The 22,386-nt window shown below is 60.1% G+C and carries 20 protein-coding genes; 9 read left to right on the forward strand and 11 right to left on the reverse strand.

Features of this window, described 5'->3' with window-relative positions:
* Nucleotide 1: 1 nt before the first annotated feature.
* The 4 genes from cyoB to hmpA all read right to left on the reverse strand — a co-directional run bounded on the left by cyoB (nucleotide 2) and on the right by hmpA (nucleotide 5,775).
* The gene (cyoB, locus tag ABTV29_RS26560; protein WP_110966433.1) at nucleotides 2-2,032 is read right to left on the reverse strand and encodes a cytochrome o ubiquinol oxidase subunit I; all 2,031 of its coding nucleotides are present in this window, start codon (nucleotides 2,030-2,032) and stop codon (nucleotides 2-4) included.
* A gap of 3 nt (nucleotides 2,033-2,035) precedes the next feature.
* Nucleotides 2,036-2,971 carry a ubiquinol oxidase subunit II gene (cyoA, locus tag ABTV29_RS26565; RefSeq protein ID WP_433772030.1) on the reverse strand — a complete coding sequence of 312 codons (936 nt, stop codon included), beginning with the start codon at nucleotides 2,969-2,971 and terminating at the stop codon, nucleotides 2,036-2,038.
* Nucleotides 2,972-3,799: 828 nt separating this feature from the next.
* Nucleotides 3,800-4,309: a disulfide bond formation protein B gene (locus ABTV29_RS26570; RefSeq protein ID WP_433767532.1), complete on the reverse strand. Its 510-nt coding sequence runs from the start codon at nucleotides 4,307-4,309 to the stop codon at nucleotides 3,800-3,802.
* Between the two features lie 284 nt (nucleotides 4,310-4,593).
* Nucleotides 4,594-5,775, reverse strand: coding sequence for an NO-inducible flavohemoprotein (hmpA, locus tag ABTV29_RS26575; RefSeq protein WP_433767533.1), 1,182 nt, complete (start codon nucleotides 5,773-5,775; stop codon nucleotides 4,594-4,596).
* A 156-nt stretch (nucleotides 5,776-5,931) separates the two neighbouring features.
* Here hmpA and norR point away from each other — a divergent pair, with 156 nt between their 5' ends.
* The 5 genes from norR (at nucleotide 5,932) to ABTV29_RS26600 (ending at nucleotide 10,284) form a co-directional block, all read left to right on the forward strand.
* Nucleotides 5,932-7,482, forward strand: a complete 1,551-nt coding sequence (gene norR, locus ABTV29_RS26580; RefSeq protein ID WP_433767534.1) for a nitric oxide reductase transcriptional regulator NorR — start codon at nucleotides 5,932-5,934, stop codon at nucleotides 7,480-7,482.
* A 190-nt stretch (nucleotides 7,483-7,672) separates the two neighbouring features.
* Nucleotides 7,673-8,575 (forward strand): chemotaxis protein CheV, encoded by a 903-nt coding sequence (locus ABTV29_RS26585; RefSeq protein ID WP_433767535.1) that lies wholly within the window; start codon nucleotides 7,673-7,675, stop codon nucleotides 8,573-8,575.
* A gap of 27 nt (nucleotides 8,576-8,602) precedes the next feature.
* Nucleotides 8,603-9,061, forward strand: coding sequence for a GNAT family N-acetyltransferase (locus ABTV29_RS26590; protein WP_433772032.1), 459 nt, complete (start codon nucleotides 8,603-8,605; stop codon nucleotides 9,059-9,061).
* A 67-nt stretch (nucleotides 9,062-9,128) separates the two neighbouring features.
* Nucleotides 9,129-9,455 (forward strand): hypothetical protein, encoded by a 327-nt coding sequence (locus ABTV29_RS26595; RefSeq protein ID WP_433767536.1) that lies wholly within the window; start codon nucleotides 9,129-9,131, stop codon nucleotides 9,453-9,455.
* An 82-nt stretch (nucleotides 9,456-9,537) separates the two neighbouring features.
* Nucleotides 9,538-10,284: a YkgJ family cysteine cluster protein gene (locus ABTV29_RS26600; RefSeq protein ID WP_433767537.1), complete on the forward strand. Its 747-nt coding sequence runs from the start codon at nucleotides 9,538-9,540 to the stop codon at nucleotides 10,282-10,284.
* A 156-nt stretch (nucleotides 10,285-10,440) separates the two neighbouring features.
* Here the strand turns inward: ABTV29_RS26600 and ABTV29_RS26605 are convergent, their stop codons facing one another.
* Complete coding sequence (locus ABTV29_RS26605) at nucleotides 10,441-10,698, reverse strand: hypothetical protein (protein ID WP_433767538.1); 258 nt, start codon at nucleotides 10,696-10,698, stop codon at nucleotides 10,441-10,443.
* Nucleotides 10,699-10,863: 165 nt separating this feature from the next.
* On the opposite strand from ABTV29_RS26605, the gene ABTV29_RS26610 reads away from it, so the two are divergent.
* On the forward strand, nucleotides 10,864-11,838 hold the full coding sequence (locus tag ABTV29_RS26610; protein WP_433767539.1) for a 2-hydroxyacid dehydrogenase: 975 nt from the start codon (nucleotides 10,864-10,866) through the stop codon (nucleotides 11,836-11,838).
* A 194-nt stretch (nucleotides 11,839-12,032) separates the two neighbouring features.
* Nucleotides 12,033-12,542 carry a DUF2165 family protein gene (locus ABTV29_RS26615; RefSeq protein ID WP_433767540.1) on the forward strand — a complete coding sequence of 170 codons (510 nt, stop codon included), beginning with the start codon at nucleotides 12,033-12,035 and terminating at the stop codon, nucleotides 12,540-12,542.
* Between the two features lie 12 nt (nucleotides 12,543-12,554).
* Here the strand turns inward: ABTV29_RS26615 and ABTV29_RS26620 are convergent, their stop codons facing one another.
* Nucleotides 12,555-13,457, reverse strand: coding sequence for a DMT family transporter (locus ABTV29_RS26620; RefSeq protein WP_433767541.1), 903 nt, complete (start codon nucleotides 13,455-13,457; stop codon nucleotides 12,555-12,557).
* 150 nt (nucleotides 13,458-13,607) lie between these two features.
* Between ABTV29_RS26620 and ABTV29_RS26625 the strand changes: the two genes are divergently transcribed.
* Entirely contained in the window at nucleotides 13,608-14,483 is an 876-nt protein-coding gene (locus ABTV29_RS26625; RefSeq protein WP_433767542.1) for a helix-turn-helix domain-containing protein, read from the forward strand.
* A gap of 127 nt (nucleotides 14,484-14,610) precedes the next feature.
* On the opposite strand, the gene ABTV29_RS26630 is transcribed toward ABTV29_RS26625, so the two are convergent.
* The 5 genes from ABTV29_RS26630 to ABTV29_RS26650 all read right to left on the reverse strand — a co-directional run bounded on the left by ABTV29_RS26630 (nucleotide 14,611) and on the right by ABTV29_RS26650 (nucleotide 20,550).
* Complete coding sequence (locus ABTV29_RS26630; protein ID WP_433767543.1) at nucleotides 14,611-17,040, reverse strand: TonB-dependent siderophore receptor; 2,430 nt, start codon at nucleotides 17,038-17,040, stop codon at nucleotides 14,611-14,613.
* A gap of 195 nt (nucleotides 17,041-17,235) precedes the next feature.
* Nucleotides 17,236-18,225, reverse strand: coding sequence for a FecR family protein (locus ABTV29_RS26635; protein WP_433767544.1), 990 nt, complete (start codon nucleotides 18,223-18,225; stop codon nucleotides 17,236-17,238).
* Nucleotides 18,222-18,803 (reverse strand): RNA polymerase sigma factor, encoded by a 582-nt coding sequence (locus tag ABTV29_RS26640; protein WP_433767545.1) that lies wholly within the window; start codon nucleotides 18,801-18,803, stop codon nucleotides 18,222-18,224. Before ABTV29_RS26640 ends, ABTV29_RS26635 begins: the two co-directional genes overlap by 4 nt.
* Nucleotides 18,804-18,979: 176 nt before the next feature.
* The gene (locus tag ABTV29_RS26645) at nucleotides 18,980-19,390 is read right to left on the reverse strand and encodes an HPF/RaiA family ribosome-associated protein (protein ID WP_433767546.1); all 411 of its coding nucleotides are present in this window, start codon (nucleotides 19,388-19,390) and stop codon (nucleotides 18,980-18,982) included.
* Nucleotides 19,391-19,602: 212 nt separating this feature from the next.
* Entirely contained in the window at nucleotides 19,603-20,550 is a 948-nt protein-coding gene (locus tag ABTV29_RS26650) for a LysR substrate-binding domain-containing protein (protein WP_433767547.1), read from the reverse strand.
* A 135-nt stretch (nucleotides 20,551-20,685) separates the two neighbouring features.
* Here ABTV29_RS26650 and ABTV29_RS26655 point away from each other — a divergent pair, with 135 nt between their 5' ends.
* Complete coding sequence (locus ABTV29_RS26655) at nucleotides 20,686-22,062, forward strand: L-serine ammonia-lyase (protein WP_433767548.1); 1,377 nt, start codon at nucleotides 20,686-20,688, stop codon at nucleotides 22,060-22,062.
* Nucleotides 22,063-22,386 lie beyond the last annotated feature (324 nt).

Below are 22,386 nucleotides of genomic sequence, written 5' to 3' on the forward strand. Positions count from 1 at the left end.
TTTAAGCCTGTTCCAACGAGGTTTCAACACGGGTGGTGGTGGCCCGGACTTTCCCGGCCGCTACCAGACGCTTGTGCTGCTCGGCTTCGATGCGCTCGATCACGTCGACCGGCACGTAGTAGCCTTGATCATCACGGGCCGCGTGGATCGCGAAGTAGATGACGGTGCCAGCGAGGCTAGCGATTGCCAGCCACCAGATGTGCCAGATCATCGCGAAGCCGAACACGGTCAACAGCGCGCCCATCACCACACCGGTAGCGGTGTTGTTTGGCATGTGGATCGGTTCGTACTTGGCCGGAGTCTTGTACGCGGTACCGTTTTCCTTCGCTTCGGTGAACGGATCGACGCCATCGGCTTTTGGCAGCACGGCGAAGTTGTAGAACGGAGGTGGCGACGAGGTCGACCATTCCAGGGTGTGTGCATTCCACGGGTCGCCGTGTTCGCACATGTTCTCTGGCTTGTTGCGGTCACGCACACTCACGTAGAGCTGGATCAGCTGGCACGCGATACCGGCGGCGATCAGGATCGCACCGAACATGGCGACGTACAGGTACGGCACCCACTCAGGGTTGGTAGTGGCGTTCAGACGACGGGTCATGCCCATGAAGCCCAGAACATAGAGCGGCATGAACGCGACGAAGAAGCCGGTGATCCAGAACCAGAATGCTGCCTTGCCCCAGCCTTCGTGCAGCTTGAAGCCGAACGCTTTCGGGAAGTAGAAGCCGAAACCTGCGATGTAGCCGAATACCGCACCACCGATGATCACGTTGTGGAAGTGCGCGATCACGAACAGGCTGTTGTGCAGAACGAAGTCGGCACCCGGGATGGCCAGCAGTACGCCGGTCATGCCGCCGATGGCGAAGGTCACCATGAAGCCCAGGGTCCACATCACCTGGCTGGTGAAGCGCAGACGGCCCTGGTAAATGGTGAACAGCCAGTTGAATAGCTTCACACCCGTCGGGATGGAAATCAGCATGGTCGCCAGGCCGAAGAAGGCGTTGACGCTGGCACCCGAACCCATGGTGAAGAAGTGGTGCAGCCAAACCATGAAGCCCAGGATCGAGATTGCGCCCGATGCGTAGATCATGGAGTGGTGGCCGAACAGTTTCTTGCCCGAGAAGGTCGAAACGACTTCGGAGAAGATACCGAACGCCGGCAGAATCAGGATGTAAACCTCAGGGTGACCCCAGGCCCAGAACAGGTTGACGTACATCATCGGATTGCCACCAAGTTCATTGGTGAAAATGTGGAAATCCATGTAACGGTCAAGCGTCAGCAGTGCCAGGGTAGCGGTCAGGATCGGGAACGAAGCCACGATCAGAACGTTTGCCCAGGTGCAGGTCCAGGTGAAGATCGGCATGTCCATCAGTTTCATGCCAGGGGTACGCATTTTCAGCACGGTGGCCAGGAAGTTGACCCCCGTCAGCGTCGTACCCAATCCGGATAGCTGTAGCGCCCAGATGTAGTAATCCACACCCACGCCCGGACTGTATTGCAGGCCCGACAGCGGCGGATAGGCAACCCAACCGGTCTTGGCGAATTCGCCGACGCCCAGCGACAGGTTGATCAGCACCACGCCGGAAACCAGCAGCCAGAAGCTCAGGGAGTTCAGGAACGGGAAGGCAACGTCACGCGCGCCGATCTGCAGCGGCACTGCAAGGTTCATCAGGCCGGTGAAGAATGGCATCGCCATGAAGATGATCATGATCACACCGTGAGCGGTGAAGATCTGGTCATAGTGTTCAGGTGGCAGGTAGCCAGGCGAACCCTCGGTGGCCATGGCCAACTGGGTACGCATCATGATGGCGTCGGCAAAGCCGCGCAGCAGCATGACCATGGCGACGATGATGTACATCACGCCGATTTTCTTGTGGTCGACCGAAGTCAGCCACTCGGTCCACAGGTAAGTCCACTTCTTGAAGTAGGTGATTGCAGCGAACAGTGCCACGCCGCCGAGGGCGATCATGGCGATGGTCACCATCACGATCGGCTCGTGGAACGGGACCGCTTCCCAACTTAATTTACCAAACATCGTTTACTCCTCTGCCCCGGCAGCTGAATGCGAGTTCATGTCCGTAGCGGCCACTTCTTTCTCTTTCTTCTCGTGGTGCACCTTAGGACCTGGTTTCATGCCTTCGTACTTGTCGACGATGGTCTGGAACAGGTTCGGTGTAACCGAGGAGTAGAGCTCGACTGGGTTGTTCTGGCTCTGCTTGGCAAGAGCTGCGTATTCAGCCTGTTCAAGCTTTTTAGGTGCCTTTTTGACTTCATTGACCCAAGCGTCGAATTCTTCCTGAGTCGTTGCGGTCGCTTTGAATTTCATGCCGGTGAAGCCAGCGCCGCTGTAGTTGGCGGAGATGCCTTCCATTTCAGCGTTCTCGTTGGCGATCAGGTGCAGTTTGGTCTGCATGCCCGCCATCGCGTAGATCTGGCCGCCGAGCGCAGGGATGAAGAACGAGTTCATCACAGCGTCAGAAGTAATCTTGAAGTTGATCGGCGTGTGAGCCGGGAACACGATCTTGTTGACCGTGGCAATGCCTTGTTCCGGGTAGATGAACAGCCATTTCCAGTCCAGCGCGACCACTTCGATGGTCACAGGCTTGACGTCGGATTCCAGCGGACGATACGGATCCAGTGCGTGGGTCGACTTGTAGGTCACGTAACCCAGGGCAATGATGATCATGATTGGCACAGCCCACACCGCGATCTCGATCTTGGTGGAGTGGTTCCACTTCGGCGTGTAGGTGGCGCTGGTGTTGGAGGCGCGATATTTCCAGGCGAACAGGAAAGTCATCACGATCACCGGAACCACGACCAACAGCATCAGCAGCGTTGCGGTGATGATCAGGTTTCGCTCATCCAGACCAACCTGGCCCTTGGGGTTGAGCAAGGTCATGTTGCAGCCTGACAGCAACAACGCGCCGATCAGGGGCACTAAGCCTAGTAGTCTGGGGTACCTGTTTTTAATCATCTCACGACCTCTAAAGCAGCTTGCGCCATGCAGTTGGGTTTTGATCGCCAACACTTCACCCTGCCAAGGGTTGGCATTTTTTCTTGGATTGAATAAGGGCTGGCCCGTCGTGCGTCAGACGCGTTTCGACAAATCCTGGGCTAGCATTGAGTTCTTATTCGATTCGTGGTCAAAGGCCTTGTTACAGACCAATTCCATTTGGTGCGGATAGTTGGAGGCACCGACACCTGGGAGTCGCACGAAGCCACCCGGCCTCTCGACACCCTTCCCTGCTCAATGACCTGGTGAGGATGAGCAGCGCCGGGGATTCAGTGCGGGCGATTGTAGATATTTCGTGTTTTTTAAACCATGTCTCATCCCGAAATAATTTATATCCCGAGCCGCAACAATTCTTCACGGAACTCGCAAAAGTGCGGCATGGTATCGAAATTGATTCTCAACAAAAACACCAAAAATAGTAGGTCTACCTACCCGCATTTCAGACAGCATCGAGTCCCCTACCGCCGTTCTCGATGCCGCCAAAGCCCCCATATGACGGGGGCTCTGGCAAATTGCCAGAGCCTGTTAAAACTGCCTGTTCGAGCCTGATGGCGGCGAAATGGCCGAACTGAAAAGCAGGCCAATTTCGTTGCACGCCCGCGCACCAATTCGCCCCCTTGAAACCTGCTGCGACACTAAAGATGTGACAACATGTCGCACACTTGTCACACCCTTGATTGCCGCATATCACGATGTTTTAACGCAGGCTCTGAAAATGCAAAAACGCCCCGGCCCTCTTTCAAGGACCGGGGCGTTTTTCTGCGGGGTTCGACGTTGCCGCCTTCGACCTCAACGCAGGTTTTTGCGGTTACGCACCGTGAGCAGCGGCACCAGAATCACCACCAGCACGAAGGCCACCAGCGCCCACTGAGCCAGGGACAAACCGAGGATCGGCGGGTACGGCGTGGAGCAGAAACCGTCGACCTGGAAGCCCAGCGGGAAAATCTTGGCCAGTGGCAAATCGTCCACAATCGGCTGCAGCACATCGACGCCGCAACTGACCGCAGGATAGAACTGGGTGAAGACGTGATGCCCGGCCACGCCGACGCCTGCCAGCGCACAAATCACCACCAGGGTTTCGAAAATCGTGATGCTGCGACGGCTACGCATGGCCGCGCCGACAAAGGCGAAGATGGCGATCAGCAGCAAGGCGTAGCGTTGCAGGATACAGAGCGGGCATGGTGCCTCGCCGAGCACGATTTGCATGTACAGCGCGCCGCCGATCAGCGCCAGGCAGATGATGCCGAGCAATACCAGATAGCGCCGTTCACGCCCCAACCGCAGAGTTTCCTCGCTCATCGCGTTTCCCTTCAAGATATCGAATGCCCGCCAGTCTACACGCTGGCCCTGCTCTTGGAGAGTCGGGTGCGTGTCGCGGGTATCGGGGGAGAAGACGCCAGGCGGGTTAAGAAGGGATTAACTTTCGAGGTTTTTCAGTTCAATCAGAAGTGAAGCAATCGCGAGCAGGCTCGCTCCCACAATGGATTTCAGTTAACCACAAAGCTTGTGTTCACCGCGGCCACTGTGGGAGCGAGCCTGCTCGCGAAAAAGGCGACTCGGTCTCCCGAATCGCCCCCCGGTACTTATTCCAGCGCCGCAGCCGGCCCGAAGAACTCGTAACGGCTCTGCTTCTCAGGCACACCCAGCGCCTTGAGGTGACGCTTGACCGCCGCCATGAAACCTTTCGGCCCCAGGAAGTAGGCGTCTAGATCGCGCTCGGCCGGCAGCCATTCGTTCAGCTGTTCCTTGCTCAGCAGGCCGACCTTGTGCGCCGCCGGGCTCACACCGTCATCTTCGTCATAGCAGTAGAAGCGCTTGAGTTGCGGGTGACGCGCAGCCAAGCCCTCGATCCAGTCGCGGAATGCGTGGACGCTGCCGTTGCGGGCGCAGTGGATGAAGTGCACCGGACGCTGGGTTTCCAGCGCTGCTTCGAGCATTGCCAGCGTCGGGGTGATGCCAACGCCGCCGCTGATCAGCACCAGTGGTTTGTCGCTGGCCGTCAGGGTGAACTCGCCCGATGGCGGGAACAGCTGGATGCTCTGGCCCACGTGCAGTTCGTCGTGCAGGTGATTGGACGCACGACCACCGATTTCACGCTTGACGCTGATGCGGTACTGACCGTTGTTGGGGCGCGCCGACAGCGAGTAGTTACGACGGATTTCTTCACCATCGAGGAACAGTTTCATGCCGATGTACTGGCCTGGTTCTGCCGCCAGAATCGGGCCTTTGTCCGCAGGTTCGAAGTAGAACGAGGTGATTTCCGCGCTTTCCTCGACCTTGTCGACTACGATGAATTCCCGCGCCCCGCGCCAGCCGCCCGGTGCCTGTTCTTTCTGGTCGTAGATGCTGGTTTCGGCACCGATCAGGATGTCGGCCAATTGACCGTAAGCCGCGCCCCACGCCGCGATCACTTCCGGGGTCGCGATTTCTTCGCCCAACACTTCAGCAATGGCGCGCAGCAGGCAGGTGCCGACGATCGGGTAGTGTTCCGGCAGGATCTGCAGGGCTACGTGCTTGTTGATAATCTTGGCCACCAGGTCGCCCAACTGATCGAGCTGGTCGATGTGACGTGCATACATCAGCACGCCGTTGGCCAAGGCGCGCGGCTGGTCACCGGAGGACTGGTGGGCCTGGTTGAACAACGGGCGAACTTCCGGATACTCGGACAGCATCATGCGATAGAAGTGAGTGATCAGCGCTTCACCACCGCTTTCCAGCAGCGGCACGGTGGATTTGACGATGGCACGGTCTTGAACGCTAAGCATAAGGTGACTCCTGAACATCGAGGGTTTGTAAACGACTGCCCTAGGGATATCAGCTTTCGTGCCAACTTTTATTTCCTTATAAATCAATAACTTAAAAATAAAGTAGTCATATCGACACAAGCAGCCTTATAGTCATACCGACTACACGGAGTCACTATGACTGCAAAATCCCTGCTCACCGCCCTGCTCCCCCTGGTCTCGGACCTGTCCCGCGAACTTCCCGAAGGCGAGCGCTATCGACGCCTGCTGGAAGCCATGCGCGCCCTCCTGCCTTGCGATGCCGCCGCCCTGCTGCGCCTTGATGGCGATTGGCTGGTGCCGCTGGCCGTCGACGGCCTGAGCACCGACACCCTCGGCCGACGGTTCAAAGTCAGCGAGCATCCGCGCTTCGAAGCCTTGCTCAGCAGCCCCGGCCCGACCCGGTTCGCCGCCGACAGCGACATGCCCGACCCGTATGACGGGCTGGTCGATGGCCTCGATGACCATCTCGAAGTCCACGATTGCATGGGCTGCCCCCTGTTCATCGACGAACGCCCATGGGGTTTACTGACCCTCGACGCCCTCGATCCCGAGCGCTTCGAGCCGATCGAGCTGGATGCCCTTGAGGCCTTCGCCAGCCTCGCGGCCGCCACGGTCAACGCCGCCGAACGCATCCAGCGTTTGAACAATCGCGTCGAGGACGAACACCAGCGCGCCGAGGTCTACCGTCAGGCGAGCGGCCAGCAGAGTCGCGAAATGATCGGCCAGAGCAAGGCGCACAAACGCCTGGTGGAAGAAATCAACCTGGTGGGCGGCAGCGACCTGACCGTGCTGATCACCGGCGAAACCGGGGTCGGCAAGGAGCTGGTGGCCCAAGCCATCCACGCCGCCTCGCCCCGGGCCGACAAGCCGATCATCAGCCTCAACTGCGCCGCGCTGCCCGACACATTGGTGGAAAGCGAGCTGTTCGGTCACGTGCGCGGTGCCTTTACCGGGGCATTGGGCGACCGGCGCGGCAAGTTCGAACTGGCCAACGGCGGCACGCTGTTTCTCGATGAAGTGGGCGAGCTGTCGCTGACGGTGCAGGCCAAATTGCTGCGGGTGCTGCAAAGCGGCCAACTGCAGCGCCTGGGCTCGGACAAGGAACATCAGGTGGATGTGCGCCTCATCGCGGCGACCAACCGCGACCTGTCCGAAGAGGTGCGCAGCGGCCGCTACCGCGCCGACTTCTATCATCGCCTCAGTGTTTACCCTTTGCGGGTCCCGGCCCTGCGTGATCGTGGCCGCGATGTGCTGCTGCTCAGCGGCTATTTCCTCGAACAGAACCGCTCGCGCATGGGCCTCAACAGCCTGCGCCTGAACAGCGATGCCCAGGTGGCGCTGCTGGCCTACGACTGGCCGGGCAACGTGCGGGAACTGGAACACTTGATCGGTCGCAGCGCCTTGAAGGCCTTGGGCAACTGCAAGGAGCGGCCGAAGATTCTCAGCTTGAGCGCAGCCGATCTGGACCTGCCCAATGGCGGCCTGGAAGTCGCCGCCGAGCAACCGACCAGCGCCGCCATTCCCCTGGTGACCGGTGATTTGCGCGAGGCCACCGAAAACTATCAGCGCCAGCTGATCGGCGCGTGCCTGGAACGGCATCACAACAATTGGGCGAGCGCGGCGCGGGAGTTGGGGCTGGACCGGGCGAATCTCGGGCGGATGGCCAAAAGGCTGGGCATGAAGTGAGGGCCCCATCGCGAGCAGGCTCGCTCCCACAGTTGATTGCATTTCAAATGTAGGAGCGAGCCTGCTCGCGATGGCGGCCGACCGTTCAACCGATTTTCTAAAGCCTGCCCCCAACAAGTCGATAACCCGGCATCGATAGCTGTTGGCGATCCTCGCGGTCGTCCGTCACCTTTTTCCACAGAAGGTACTTATGTCCTCCACCAAAGGCCGCGCGGATTCACTTTCGCTTCTGCTGTTCACTCTGCGCAGTGGCAAGTTGATGGCGATCAACCTGCTCAAAGTCAGTGAAATCATCCCTTGCCCGCCGCTGACCAAGCTGCCGGAGTCGCACCCCCATGTAAAAGGTATCGCCACGTTGCGCGGTGCCTCGCTGTCGGTGATCGACCTCAGCCGCGCCATTGGCGAGCGCCCGCTGGAAGACCCCAACGGCGGTTGCCTGATCGTCACCGACGTCAGTCGCTCCAAGCAGGGCCTGCACGTGCAGGCGGTGAGCAAGATCGTCCATTGCCTGACCACCGACATCCGTCCACCGCCCTTCGGTTCTGGCGGCTCCCGTGCCTATATCACCGGTGTGGCCTCGGTCGACGGCACACTGGTGCAGGTGCTGGACATCGAGAAAGTCATCCACGGCATCGCGCCGGTGGAGATCGACATGTCACCGACCGAACTGAGCATGGAAGACGCGGAAATCCTCGGCAGCGCGCGAATCCTGGTGGTCGACGACAGCCAGGTGGCGTTGCAGCAGTCGGTGCACACCCTGCGCAACCTCGGCCTGCAATGCCACACGGCGCGCAGTGCCAAGGAAGCGATCGATTGCCTGCTGGACCTGCAAGGCACCGCGCAGCAGATCAACCTGATTGTCTCCGACATCGAAATGTCCGAGATGGACGGCTACGCCTTCACCCGCACCCTGCGCGAGACGCCGGACTTTGCGCACCTCTATGTGTTGTTGCACACCTCGCTCGACAGCGCGATGAACAGCGAAAAGGCCCGGCAGGCAGGGGCCAATGCGGTGCTGACCAAGTTCTCTTCGCCGGAACTGACCCAGTGCCTGATCACCGCGGCCAAGGCTGTGGCCGAACAGGGTCACTGAGTCTTGGCCATGGACTTTTGTTGGTTGATGCGGCGCGACCTTACCGAGGTCGTGCCCGCCATCGACTGGCCAACCGGCATTCAAGTCACCCATTACCGACCCCAACTTGCGGCTGCCGTGTATCACTTGATGGAGCTGGGCTATCAAGACGGCGGCGGGCGCGTGCCCGCGCTGGATGTCTGGCAGCAACGCTTTGAAAGCGATCCCGAATACGATCCAACCCTGTGTTTTGTTGCATTGGATGCCGAGGGTGTGGCCGCCGTGTGCCAGTGTTGGACCAGCGCCTACATCAAGGACCTGGTGGTGCATCCGCGCGCCCGGCGACAAGGGGTGGGGCGTGGGTTGCTGCTGCATGCGTTCAATGTGTTCCGGCAGCGCCGTGAAGGCTTTGTGGATTTGAAGGTGCTGGAAGGCAACCTGCAGGCGCGGCGGCTGTATGAAAGTGTCGGGATGCATGCAGTGCGCCGCGAAGAGGTTCCAGCCTGATCCACCGCACTTTTCATGACAGGCATACTCCAACCTTGGCCACTACCTTTCCCTGGATGCCTGATCAATGAAAGCCGCCACCCTGACTCTCCTGTGCCTCACCGCCCTCGCCTCCCAGGCCCACGCCTCAAGTCCCGACGCCTGGGCCGCCTACGACAAAACCGTGCTCGCCAGTTGCACCAAGGCCAGTGGCCTGAAGAATGCCAAACCTGTCGGTAACGCTGCGCAGTTCGATGATCGTGTCGGTTACACCGCCGTCCTGCTGCAGGGCCAGTACCCGCAAAAACACATGAAAGGCGCCCAGGGCACCGAACTGTGCCTTTACAACAAGCAAAGCAAAACCGCCTACGTGACCGAATGGGACTCCATCCGCCCGGCCGCCAAGGCGCAGTGAGTGGCGCATAACTTGCTTTGACAGGGCCTTTGCGGCGGCTTTCTGTCGCCGTTTCATGCCTTTGGATGCGACTGTGCGCTCAATGAATACGACGTTTTCCTGCGTAGGCTGTGGCAAATGCTGCCATGACCACCATGTCTCGCTGACCCTGCCTGAAGCCCGCATGTGGGCCGCCGACGGCGGTCAGGTGATCGTGCTGGTGGAAGCCTTTCTGAGCAACGGCCTGGGCCTGCCGGCCGAGCAGCGTGAACACGCCCAGCGCCGTTCCGCGGTGGTTCGCAGCGCCGATGCCGAGGCATTCGTCGCCATCACCTTCGCCGCCTACAACGCCGGCGCCTGCCGAAATCTTGACGAAGACAACCGCTGCCGCATCTACGAGCGCCGGCCACTGGTGTGCCGTATTTATCCGATGGAAATCAACCCGCACATCGCGCTGAACACGGTGGTGAAGGAATGCCCGCCCGAGTCGTGGGAAACCGGGCCGCAGTTGATTGTCGGTGGCGAACTGGTCGACCGGGAGCTGGCGCAATTGATCCAGCGTTCCCGCCAGGCCGATCGCGACGAGATTCTGATGAAGGATGCGATTTGCGCGTTGCTGGGGATTAGGACGACAGCGCTGAAGGGCGACGGATTTACCGCGTACCTGCCGGACATGAACGAGTTCGCGACGATCATCGACGAGCTGCACGGCCAGACATTGCCGGAGTGGAGCAGCGAATGGCAGTTTCATCTGTCGAACGAGGACGTCGCCGGGCAGGTGCTGGCGACGGGGGCGCAGGTGGCGGTGGATACGCCGAACTATGCGTTTATTTCGTTGCGGGCGGCGTGATCCAACCGTTGCGTTGCCTGCAATGACCGCATCGCGAGCAGGCTCGCTCCCACAGTGGATAAGTGCCGGATACAACATCCACTTTCACTGAAAAAACCCTTGTGGGAGCGAGCCTGCTCGCGATGACGGCTTCACTGTCACCGCAGAATCCGGACCTTAACGCTTACCCATCGACCGCCGAGTCCCCGGTGGTGCCATGCCCGGGGTCTTGGTGTGGCCGTTCTTGGCGCCGTTCTTGTACCACGGCTGGTTGGAGCCTTTGGCGGCTGCCAGCTCACCCGGCTTGAACGGGAACTTGAATGCAGGGATCGCGGCTTTGGTTTCGCCATCAGCGCTAAGCTCTACGCCATCTGGCAGCGCTGCCTGTTCGTCGCTCAAGGTTTCGGCGACCGGCGGTTGTTTCGGGGAAGTCATGAAAGCTCCGGGTGATGCGCAAAGTGTCGGGCCCGGTTAGCGAGCCGCGAAAGGCGCCAGTATAACTGGATGAAGCGCCGCAATCTGCTGCCAAGCAACTCGCACAAATGCCGGGAAGAATGTTAGCTTGCTCAGCAATCTCCTCCGTCCGACGAGCCCGCCTCCATGAAAAAAACCGTCCTCGCCTTCAGCCGCGTTACGCCTGAAATGGTCGAACGCCTGCAACAAGACTTCGACGTCATTGTGCCGAACCCGAAAAACGGCGACATCAATGCCCAGTTCAATGAAGCCCTGCCCCACGCCCACGGCTTGATCGGTGTCGGCCGCAAGCTTGGTCGTGCGCAACTGGAAAACGCCGCGAAACTGGAAGTGGTGTCCAGCGTCTCGGTGGGCTACGACAACTACGACGTGGCCTACCTCAGCGAACGCGGGATCATGCTGACCAACACGCCGGATGTGCTCACCGAAAGCACCGCCGACCTGGGCTTTGCGCTGCTGATGAGCAGTGCCCGCCGCGTGGCCGAACTCGATGCCTGGACCAAGGCCGGTCAATGGCAAGCCACGGTCGGTGCGCAATTGTTCGGTTGCGATGTCCACGGCAAAACCCTGGGGATCGTCGGCATGGGTAACATCGGCGCGGCGATCGCCCGTCGTGGCCGCCTGGGTTTCAACATGCCGGTCATCTACAGCGGCAACAGCCGCAAGGTCGAGTTGGAGCAGGAACTCGGCGCGCAGTTCCGCACCCTGGATCAACTCCTGGCCGAAGCCGATTTCGTCTGCCTAGTAGTGCCGCTCAGCGAGAAAACCCGACACCTGATCAGCCATCGCGAACTGGCGCTGATGAAGCCCAGCGCCATTCTGGTCAACATCGCGCGTGGCCCGGTGGTGGATGAACCTGCCCTGATCGAAGCACTGCAAAACAATCGGATTCGCGGCGCGGGGCTGGATGTGTACGAAAAGGAACCGCTGGCCGAGTCGCCGCTGTTCCAGCTGAAAAACGCCGTGACCCTGCCACACATCGGCTCGGCCACTCACGAAACCCGCGAGGCGATGGCCAACCGTGCCTTGGCCAACTTGCGCTCCGCACTGCTGGGCGAGCGACCGCAGGACCTGGTCAACCCGCAGGTTTGGAAAGGCTGATTCCCACAAGGCGTATTTCTTTGTAGGAACTGCCGAAGGCTGCGATCTTTTGATCTAAAGATCGCAACCTTCGGCAGCTCCTACAGGGCGTCAAGCAATACATAACTTGCAACTCAGTGCCCCGGTAAATTTAAAAAAAACGGCTATAAACTCCGACGCCTTAACGGTACTTACCGTGTACTCGGAGTATTCCCATGAGTCACTTCACCACTGCCGGTGTCATCAGGCGCAGCAAAATACTGGTCGTCCTGATGGCGGCACTTTTCGGATTGATGACCCTCACCAACAACTTCACCGACTATGCGGCCTACTCCGAGTACATCGGGCGAATCATCAGCATGAGCGACACCGTAGGTAACGATTCCCGACGTTATCGCGCCATCTCTTCCAGCATCTTTCATCACCGTTTTTACTGGGCAATCATCACGCTCGAGACCATCTTCACCTTCAGTTTCCTGGTAGGCACTTATCACCTCTGCCGCAAACTTTCCGCGCCACGCCGTGAATTCCATGAAGCCAAGAAGTTCGCCATCATTGGTTTCAGCACCGCACTTTTCGTTTACCAGACGTTATACGTGATCATCCTCAACGAATGGTTCGACATGGAGTATTCCGCGCAACGCAACGCCTTCGACTGGGCAAGAAACAATATTGAATACATGTTCCTCGGCCTGATCTATCTGTTGGTGGTGAAGGACAATTGAACCCTTAGTTGTTCAAGCCAGCTTGCTCGCCACGGGACTCACGCTTGCCCTGGGTTTGCGGAATACCAATACGTTACCCAACATCACCATCACCAGCCCGACCAGCGCCGGAGCGGTCCACTGGTAGCCTTCGGCAAACGCCGAGACATTCAGCGCCACCACCGGAAACAGCACGGTGCAATAGGCGGCGCGTTCCGGCCCCATGCGACCGACCAGCGTCAGGTAAGCAGTGAAGCCGATCACCGAGCCTGGAATAACCAGGTACAGCAACGAACCGATGTAACGGGCGCTCCACTCCACGTCGAACGGAATGCCTTTGACCAGGCACCAGACCGACAGCATTGCCGCACCGTAAGCCATGCCCCAGGCATTGGTGGTCAACGGCTTGAGCCCGGCTTTCTGTTGCAGGCTCGACAGCATGTTCCCCGCCGAAAAACACAAGGTGCCGCACAGGGCCAGACCCAGGCCAAGCAGGGTTTGCGGGCTAGCGGTGTGGCCGACCAGTTCAGGCCAGAACAGCAGCCCCAGGCCGAGCAAACCCAACGCTCCGCCCATCAACACATTGCGGGCGATTTTCTGGCCGAAGAACACCCGCGCATTGAGGGCGTTCCACAGGGTCGCGGTGGAAAACACCACAGCCACCAAACCGCTGGGAATCCATTGGCTGGCGGTGAGGAAGCACATGAAGTTCACGCAGAACAGGCAGAGCCCCTGAGCCAGGCAGATCAGATGCCCACGGCGGTTCATCACTTGCAGTTTTCGGCTCAGCAGCAGCAACGCGAACAGCACCAGGGCGGCGAGACCAAAGCGATAAACGATGGACACCGGAATCGCCACCACGCCCAGTTGCCATTTGAGGGCAATCCAGGTGGTGCCCCAGATCAGCACGGTCAGCAGGTACAAAGAAAGGTTCATGGCGCAGGCTCCTTAATAGGTGTCCAGTGTCCTGCGCTGGATGCCCGCGCACTTGCATAAACTTGCGCTTTTATCGCATCGCGGGCTGGCAGGCGAACGCCTACGGAGTAGGATGCAGGGCGTTGGATGCAGTTGTAGAGAGCAACAATCATGGCCGCACTGGACACCCTGCAAGTCTTTCAAGCCCTCAACCGCTCGCCCAATGCTCGCCTCGAGCACAGCGCCGAGCTCGGTGACGGCCTGTCCGCAGCCTTGTGGAGCAACCATCACGATGCCCAGGACTACGAGGCGCCAAGCCATCACACACTGTCTTGCTACATCGATGGCGGCACCGGCACCTTTCGCCGCGACCAGCCCGGCACCAAGGGCGGCCCGGACAAGTTGTGCATCCTGCCCGCCGATCATCAGTCCGGCTGGGTGATCAACGGCAATATTCGCCTGGCCCACCTCTACTTCAGCCCCGAACAATTCGCCCTGGGTTGCGTCACGCTGCTCGATCGCGAACCTCGGGAATTGCAGTTGCGCGAACAAACCTTTCTCGAGGATGCGCAACAGGCGCAGCGTTTTCGCCAGTTGATCGCCCTCAACTGGGACGAGCCGGGCGAACGCCTGCTCACCAGCAGCCTGGCCCACGAAATCCTCAGCCATGCCCTGCTCAGCCAGGTCAGCAATCGTACGGGCCTGCGCCTCAAGGGCGGCTTGGCAGCGCACCAGCGGCGGTTGTTGGTGGAGTACATCGACAGCCATCTGGATACGGCGATCAGCCTGGGACAACTGGCGGCATTGTGCGCGCTGTCCGAATACCACTTTGCGCGGATGTTCCGCGAAAGCTTCGGCCTGCCGCCGCATCAGTATGTGTTGGCGCGACGCTTGAACCGGGCGCGGGAGTTACTGCGCGCAACCTCGCAGCCGCTGGGGGAGATTGCACTGGCTTGCGGGTTTTCCAGTGCCAGTCACTTTACCAATCGTTTTCGGCAGGTACTTGGCGGAACGCCCGGCGAATATCGACAGGCGTTTTTGCGTTAGATTCTCGGACCTGATCGCGAGCAGGCTCGCTCCCACAGTGGATAAGTGTCGAGCACAAAATCTGTGTTCGCTGAACATCCCTTGTGGGAGCGAGCCTGCTCGCGAAGAACGATGACGCGGTATCCCGTCAAAACTCCAGGGTGCTCGACAGGACCACCTGCCGCGAATCCCCCATCGACACAAAGAACCGGCTCGCCGCCGAGGTGTAGTAGGTGCGGTCGAACAGGTTTTTCACGTTGAGCTGAAACTTGACCTTCTGCCCATCCAGCTGGGTGTCGTAGGTGGCGAACGCATCGGCGACGGTGTAGCTCGGCAGATCGAAATCATTCACCGCATTGCCCGCCCGCTCCCCTACATAACGCGCACCCGCGCCAACCCGCAGCTGATCGCCACCGATGATTCTGCCGAAGTCATACACCGCCGACAGCGAGCCGCTGTTCTTCGCCACGTTCTGCAATTGCTTGCCTTGGTAATCCGGGTCCTTGGTGACTTCGGCATCGGTGTAGGCATAGCTGCCGATCATGCTCCAGCGCTCGCTGAGCTGGCCGCTCAGATCCACTTCAAGGCCACGGGAACGGACTTCGCCGGCGGCGCTGTAGATCGTCACCGGACCTTCGGAGTTGGCGATCAGCACGTTGCGTTTCTTGATATCGAACAGGGCGATGTTGCCCGTCACGCGACCCGGCAGATCCAGCTTGGCGCCCAGCTCCCAGGACTTGGCTTCTTCCGGCGCGACACTGCCGTCGAGTACCGCGGTGCTGCCGCTCAACGGGGCGATGGTCGAGTTCGGCTTGAACGATTCGGTGTAGCTGCCGTAGAACGACAAGGCGTCGGTGTAGCGATACACCAGGCCCGCGCGCGGCACCCATTTCTGGCCGTTGCTGTCGGTGTTGGCGTGGAACGGCACACCTTTGCCGGCGTACTGGTCGAACTCCTGGAAGCGCCCGCCCGCCACCAGAATCCATTGGTCAGTGAGGTGGATCGAGTCCTGGAAAAACACCGAGTCGCTGCGCAGAAGATCGGTCTGCGCGCTGTCGGCCGGGCTGACCGTGGTGCCTTCGACTTCACGGCCATACACCGGGTTGAGGTAGCTGAAGGTGGTCAGGCTTTTCTGGCGGATCAGGTCTTCGCGGTAGATCTTGCGGTACTCGTCGTCGATACCGAACACCAGGTCATGCTGCATGCCCAACACATTCACCTTGCCTTCCAGGCTGGCGGTGGTGAAACGGTCGGTGCTGATCGCATTCTGCGTACCGTCCATGCTGCGCGTCAGCGTGCCTTTTTTGGTGTCAATGGCGGTCACCCGCACCTGGCTGGCGTCGTAGGTTTCGCGGTTCCAGCTGTAGCCGAAGTGAGCATTCCAGTTGTCGTTGAGCTCGTGATCGGCCTCGAAGTGATAGAGGTCCGAGCGCCCTTGCATGTTGTTGAAAGGCTCGTCGAGCCGACGATCGCGGGAGATGTCCAGCGGATGGTTGTCACGGGGGTCGATCACCGTGCCACGGTCGAAGGGGGTCAGAAACTCCCGATGCTCATAGGCGAACAACAGCTTGGTGCTTTCACCGAACCAGGCCAGCGAGGGAGCGACCAGAGTCTCGCGGTGCACACCGTAGTTGCGCCAGTAATCTTCGTCCTCGTGGTCCAGCACCATGCGATAAGCGAACCCGGAAGTACCCAGCGCGCCGGTGCTGTCCAGGGTACCGCCGCTGCCGTTCTTGCCTTCGCCATAGGTCGAGCCGCGCAGGGTCAAGGCGTTGTACTGCTCAAGCTGGGGCTTCTTGCTGACCATGTTCACCACGCCGCCCGGGTCTTGAATCCCGTAGAGCAAGGACGCCGGCCCCTTGAGCACTTCGACCCGGTCCACCGTGGCATTGAGACCACGGCCCTGCACGATCGGCATGCTGTCGCGCATGATCGAGCCGTTGCGGTTATCGCCAAAGCCGCGGGTCATGACCGAATCCTGGGTGCTGCCGAGGGTATTGCCCTGGGTGATGCCGCTGACGTTGGCCAGCGCATCGTCCAGATTGCGCGGTGCCTGATCACGAATGACTTGAGCGGCGACCACGTTGATGGTCTGCGGGATTTCCTGAATCGGGGCCGAGGAGCGCGCCACCGAACTGACGGGTGGCGGCTGATAGCTCTCGGATGGCTCCATCACCGATGTAATGGTGGTCGCGCCCAGGTTCAGGGCGCCGTCAGTGGGCTGCGGCTCAAGCGCCATGGTGTGGCCGTCGGTGCGGCGGAAGGTGAACCCGGAACCGCCGAGCAAACGCTGCAAGGCCTGTTCGGCGCTCATCTGGCCGTTGACCGCCGGTGCGTTGAGGCCATAAGGCGCTTCATCGGTGTAGACGACGCTGATGCCGGTCACCCGGGTGAAATCGCTCAAGGCCTGGGGCAGCGGTTTGGCGGCCAGCGCAAAATTGAACTGCTCACGTTGCTGGGTGCTGCCCGTGTCGGCGGCCATCGCCACGCCCAGGGGCATCAATGCCAATGCCGAAAAACCTAAAGCAGATACACCTAACCACTGTTTGACCGAACCCGATTTTGCCCTGGACTTCATGACTCATGACCTGTGTAGAACCGCAACGGATGCGAATGACTCGCAGTTTCAGTCACTACACGGATGGCGTTCGGTTTTACCTCAGCAGAAATTGAAAAATATTTTTAGGAGATCAAAAGATCGCAGCCTTCGGCAGCTCCTACATGGGAACGCGATCATCCTGTAGGAGCTGCCGAAGGCTGCGATCTTTTGTTTTCAACGCAAAATAATCAGATGCCCCAGCACTTGATGCTGCTCAAACCCCATCACCCCCTGCAACGAACTCAACACCGCCTGCGGGTTCTTGCTGGCAAAGCTGCCACTGACCCGCCGCTTGCCCAACTCATCGTTGAGCAACAGGATCCGGCCGGGGTAATAACGCCCCAGATCCTGCACGACATCGGCCAGTGGCGCCTTGTAGTAGTTGAGCCAGCCCTGGCGCCATGCCAGTTGCGCTTCACTGTCCACCGCGTGCAACGGTTGTGCGGAGCCTTCGCCATACACCACTTGCTGGCCGGCGGTGAGGACTTGTTGGGGGGCGCCTTTATCCGCGGTCACCCCAACCCGGCCCGATAACACCGTGACTTGCGCGCCATGCTCTTGCAGGCGCACTTCGAACTGGGTGCCCAGCACCCGCGCCTGGCCCTTTTCCGCGTCGACCACAAACGGCTCGCCGGTGTGTGTCACGCTGAAGAAACCGGCCCCACGCCGCACCTGCACATGCCGCTCTCCCCCACTGAAGTCCACGGCGATGGCGCTGTCGGCGTCGAGGGTGACTTGCGAATGATCGGCCAGGGTGACAGTGCGGATTTCCCCCGGTGCGGATACGTAATCGGCGCCCAGGTCATCCAGCCAGCGCGACGGCTGCCAGCCCGTGCCGAGATTGATCATCAGCAGCAAACAAGCCGCCATCGCCAGCGCGCCGGACCAACGCCGAATGCCGTTGCCCCGAGAGCGATTCATGGCATTGAGGTAACGCTGCAAGGCCAACGCATCTTCATCGGCCAGGGTGCGCGCCGGCCCTTCGCTCAACTCCCACAGCACTTGCGCGCGGGCATAGGCGTCGGCATGCGCCGGGTCAGCCTGCAACCATTGGCTGAAGCGGGCCTGGTCGGCGCTGCTCGGCTGGTCATGCAACAGACTCAGCCAGGCCAGCGCGGCCTGCTCCTGGGCAGGCGTCGGGGTGACGCTTTCAACATTGTTCACGGTGCTTTCCCTGGCATACGTGGTGGCGGCTCCCGCAGGCTGGCCTTGCAGGCTTCGAGGGCGCGCATCATATGTTTTTCCACGGCACTTTGGGACAAGCCCATGGCCTTGGCGATCTCGGCGTATTTGCGACCGTGGATGCGATTGAGCAGGAAGATCTGCCGCGTGCGCTCGGGCAAGGCGCGCAACGCCGCCTCTACATGGCGCAAATCGTTGCCGGCCTCCAGCGCCGCCTGCGGCTCACTGCCCACGCCGTCCGTCGGCTCCACCATCAAGCCTTCGCTGGCCCGGGCCCGCGAGCCTTCGCTACGCAAATGATCGATGGCGATGTTGCCGGCGCAACGCAACAGGTAGGTGCCGAGTTCCTCGACCTGCACCAAGGGCCGCCGCCAGAAACGCAGGAACAAGTCCTGCACCAGGTCGGCAGCCGTCGCCCGGCAACCGACACGGCGGTTCACCAGCGCTTCCATCTGCGACTGTTGCGAGAGGAACACCTGCAGAAAATGGGCACGGTCGACGCGCGGTTCATCGCGCTCGCGGGGCTCCATGTCACAGGGTTCGGGGGAATGGCTGATCATCGATTCAATGCATCGTAAACGCGGCGGGCGCAATACTAATGATAAATATTCTCATACGCAAAGCTGTCGGGCCGAGTCAGCTTGCCAGGTCGATGATTGGTAACTGGGGGTGAGGGCCACAAAACAAAACGGGCCTGCAATGCAGGCCCGTTTTCATTGGGAAGTTAAATCAGGCTTCAGCCGTTTTGTGCAGCCTGTTCGTTTTCAAGAAATTCTTCTTCAAGCAACCTGTCAGCGTGCGGCCTGCGCTCGAATGGCACCACGGCGGCGCGCGGTTTGCCGCGCAGTTTGCCGAACAGGTGTTCCAGCGCGTGCTCGAGCTTCTCGGCTGCGCCGTCGATCGCCAGCTCCAGGTTGGCGGCCTTATGGGTGACGGAGATCGGTTGATGGCCTTTTGGCCGCGCTTCCAGTTGGCAGCGTAAATCGTGGGGACCGGGCTTGTCGCCGTTCTCATCCCGCAGGTGAACTTCGACCCGGGTCAAATCCTCCTCATAACGTTCGAGCGTGCTCTCAATGGTGGTTCGTACCCACTCCTCCAGTCGTTTGCTGCTTTGAATATGGTTATCGCTATTGACTTGGATTTGCATAGTTCATCCCTTATTTCAGCTAGCTCGCGAGAGGCCGGTCAGCTAAGCCCTTGGGCGTCGTCACCGTGACCTCTTGCTGACACAATCGGTCTGTACGCTGAACAATTCAACCCCTGAAAAAAGATAATTTTGAAATCGTAAAAAAAGCCGGACAACCGGTAAAAGCGCTGTTAAGGTCGGGAGTTGATTCGCCCCGCTCCGGTTAAAAATTCCTACACTTGTCCTTCCCCCAGCGGGTGCAACGCGCGAAAAATCCCCGCCTCTTCCACCAGCCAGTCATGCACCGCCCGCACGCCCGGATGGCTCAGCGCACCGGGTGCATAAAGCAACATGTAGCGCTTGTGATTGGGCACCGCCAGGCCAAACGGCACGATCAGCGCCCCGCGCTCCAATTCGTCGTTCAACAGGGTTCGCCGCGCGATGGCCACCCCCATGCCGGCGATGGCCGCTTCGATGGTCAGGTGGTTGCGATTGAAGGTGTGCCCGCGCCGCACATCAGCCCCTTGGAAGCCGATCGCATTGAGGTAGAACTCCCATTCCGCATATTCATAACTGCCGCGCCAGGCGGTGATGTCGTGCAGCAACGGAAAGTGCATCAGGTCCGCCGGGCCATGCAGCGGTGGACGACCGCGCAACAGGCCCGGTGCACAGACCGGGAAAATCTGTTCATCGAGCAAGGCTGTGGATAACAACCCGGGATAGCTGCCGTCGTTGAGGTCGATGGCCAGGTCGAAGTCGCCCTCATGCAGCGGCACGCTGCTGTCCTCGGCCACCAGCCGCAGCTGGATATCTGGAAAACGTTGCTGCAAGCGTGGCAGGCGCGGGGTCAGCCATTTGCTCAGGAACGACGGAATAGAACGCACCCGCAAGGTTCCGCTGATCATCCCGGCGTCCAGCCGGCGCAATTCCGCATCGATGCTGCCATAGGCCTCGTTGACGGTAATGGCCAGCCGCTGGCCTTCAGCACTGAGCTCCACCCCCCGCGCACGCCGATGAAACAGGCGAAAGCCCAGGCGTTCTTCCAGTTGGCGAATCTGCTGGCTGACCGCCCCGGGCGTGATGTGCAGTTCTTCCGCGCAACGGGTGAACGACAAGTGCCGGGCCGCGCAGGAAAACACCTGCAGCCATACATAGGTCTGGGCATGTAATTGACGGCTCATCGTTTAGTCCTGCTAAAGGCTCTCTTAGGAAGTTTCGTTGGTCACGTAGGACCATGCTTGGCAGTATCGCTGAAAGTGCGCTTGTCCTACAAAAATGGCAGCGATTCATCTTCCATTTCAGGAATAGGCTTTAGCATGGCTATCAGTGTTTTCGATCTCTTCAAAGTCGGCATCGGCCCGTCCAGCTCCCATACCGTTGGTCCGATGCGCGCGGCGGCGACCTTCACTCAGGCACTGGTCGACCAGGGTTTAGTGTCTGACGTGCGACGGGTAGAAATCCGACTCTATGGCTCCCTCTCGGCCACCGGCGTCGGGCACGCCACCGACCGCGCCTGCGTCATGGGCCTGATGGGCGAATGGCCGGACCGTATCGATCCCACCACCATCGACAGCCGTATCCACACCCTTCGCGAAACGGCCCGACTGTCGCTCGCCGGCCAGGTGAGCATCCCCTTCGACTGGTCCCGCGATCTGCTGCTGCTCGACGAAAGCCTGCCCTACCACCCCAATGCCATGTCCCTGACCGCGTTCGGCGACAGCGGCGAGCTGTTCGAGCAAACCTACTATTCGATCGGTGGCGGTTTCATCATCGAGGCGGCCGAAGCGGAATCCGGCGTTGCGCCTGCCAGCGATGTGGTGCTGCCCTACGACTTTTCCAGCGCGGTCGAGTTGCTTGAACTGTGCAACGAGCACGGCCTGCGGGTCAGCGAACTGATGATGGCCAACGAGCGGGCCTGGCGCAGTGACGCCGAGATCCGCCAGGGCCTGCTGCACATCTGGTCGGTGATGCGCGAGTGCGTCGAGCATGGGCTGGATCACGAAGGCATTCTGCCCGGCGGCCTGAATGTTCCACGCCGCGCGAAGAAGCTGCACCGCAACCTGTTGGAAATCGGCAAGCCGAACGTCATCACCTCGACCCTGTCGGCCATGGAGTGGGTCAATCTCTATGCCCTGGCGGTGAACGAAGAGAATGCCGCCGGCGGGCGCATGGTCACCGCCCCGACCAACGGCGCGGCGGGGATCATTCCGGCGGTGCTGCACTACTACATGAAATTCAACCCGGACGCGTCGGACGATGATGTGGTGGCGTTCTTTTTGGGCGCGGCGGCTGTCGGCATTCTCTGCAAGAAAAACGCTTCGATTTCCGGCGCCGAAGTCGGTTGCCAGGGCGAGGTTGGTTCAGCCTGCGCCATGGCCGCCGCCGGCCTGGCAGAGGTGCTGGGCGCGACCCCGGAGCAATTGGAAAACGCCGCCGAGATCGGCCTGGAGCACAACCTGGGCCTGACCTGCGACCCGGTGGGCGGGCTGGTACAAGTGCCCTGCATCGAGCGCAACGCGATTGCCGCCGTGAAGGCGATCAATGCCACGCAAATGGCCTTGCGCGGCGACGGCAAACACTTCATTTCTCTGGACCGGGTGATCCGCACCATGCGTGATACCGGCGCCGACATGCACGACAAATACAAGGAAACGTCACGCGGTGGCCTGGCGGTGAATTGGGTGGAGTGCTGATCGCTTTGGAGGCACGTCAGGGTTTATTGCCCTGAAACGGGCAGGAAAACAGAAGACGGAAGCCAACTTTGTGGGAGCGAGCCTGCTCGCGATAGCGGACTGTCAGACAACATCTGTGTTGACTGTGCAGCCCTCATCGCGAGCAGGCTCGCTCCCACATTGATTTCTGTGTGGTCGCGATGATTGTCCGACAATCTATCCGGCATGCCCCTTGCTACACCCCTGTTGCAAGCATTGATGGCGAAATGGCCACGGAATGGCCGATGGTCCGGTGTTGCGAACTAATCCCGACATCGACCGGTCAACAACTGCACGTTCAATCAG

The organism is Pseudomonas putida (assembly GCF_050989985.1).
GTDB classification, from domain to species: domain Bacteria; phylum Pseudomonadota; class Gammaproteobacteria; order Pseudomonadales; family Pseudomonadaceae; genus Aquipseudomonas; species Aquipseudomonas putida_AI.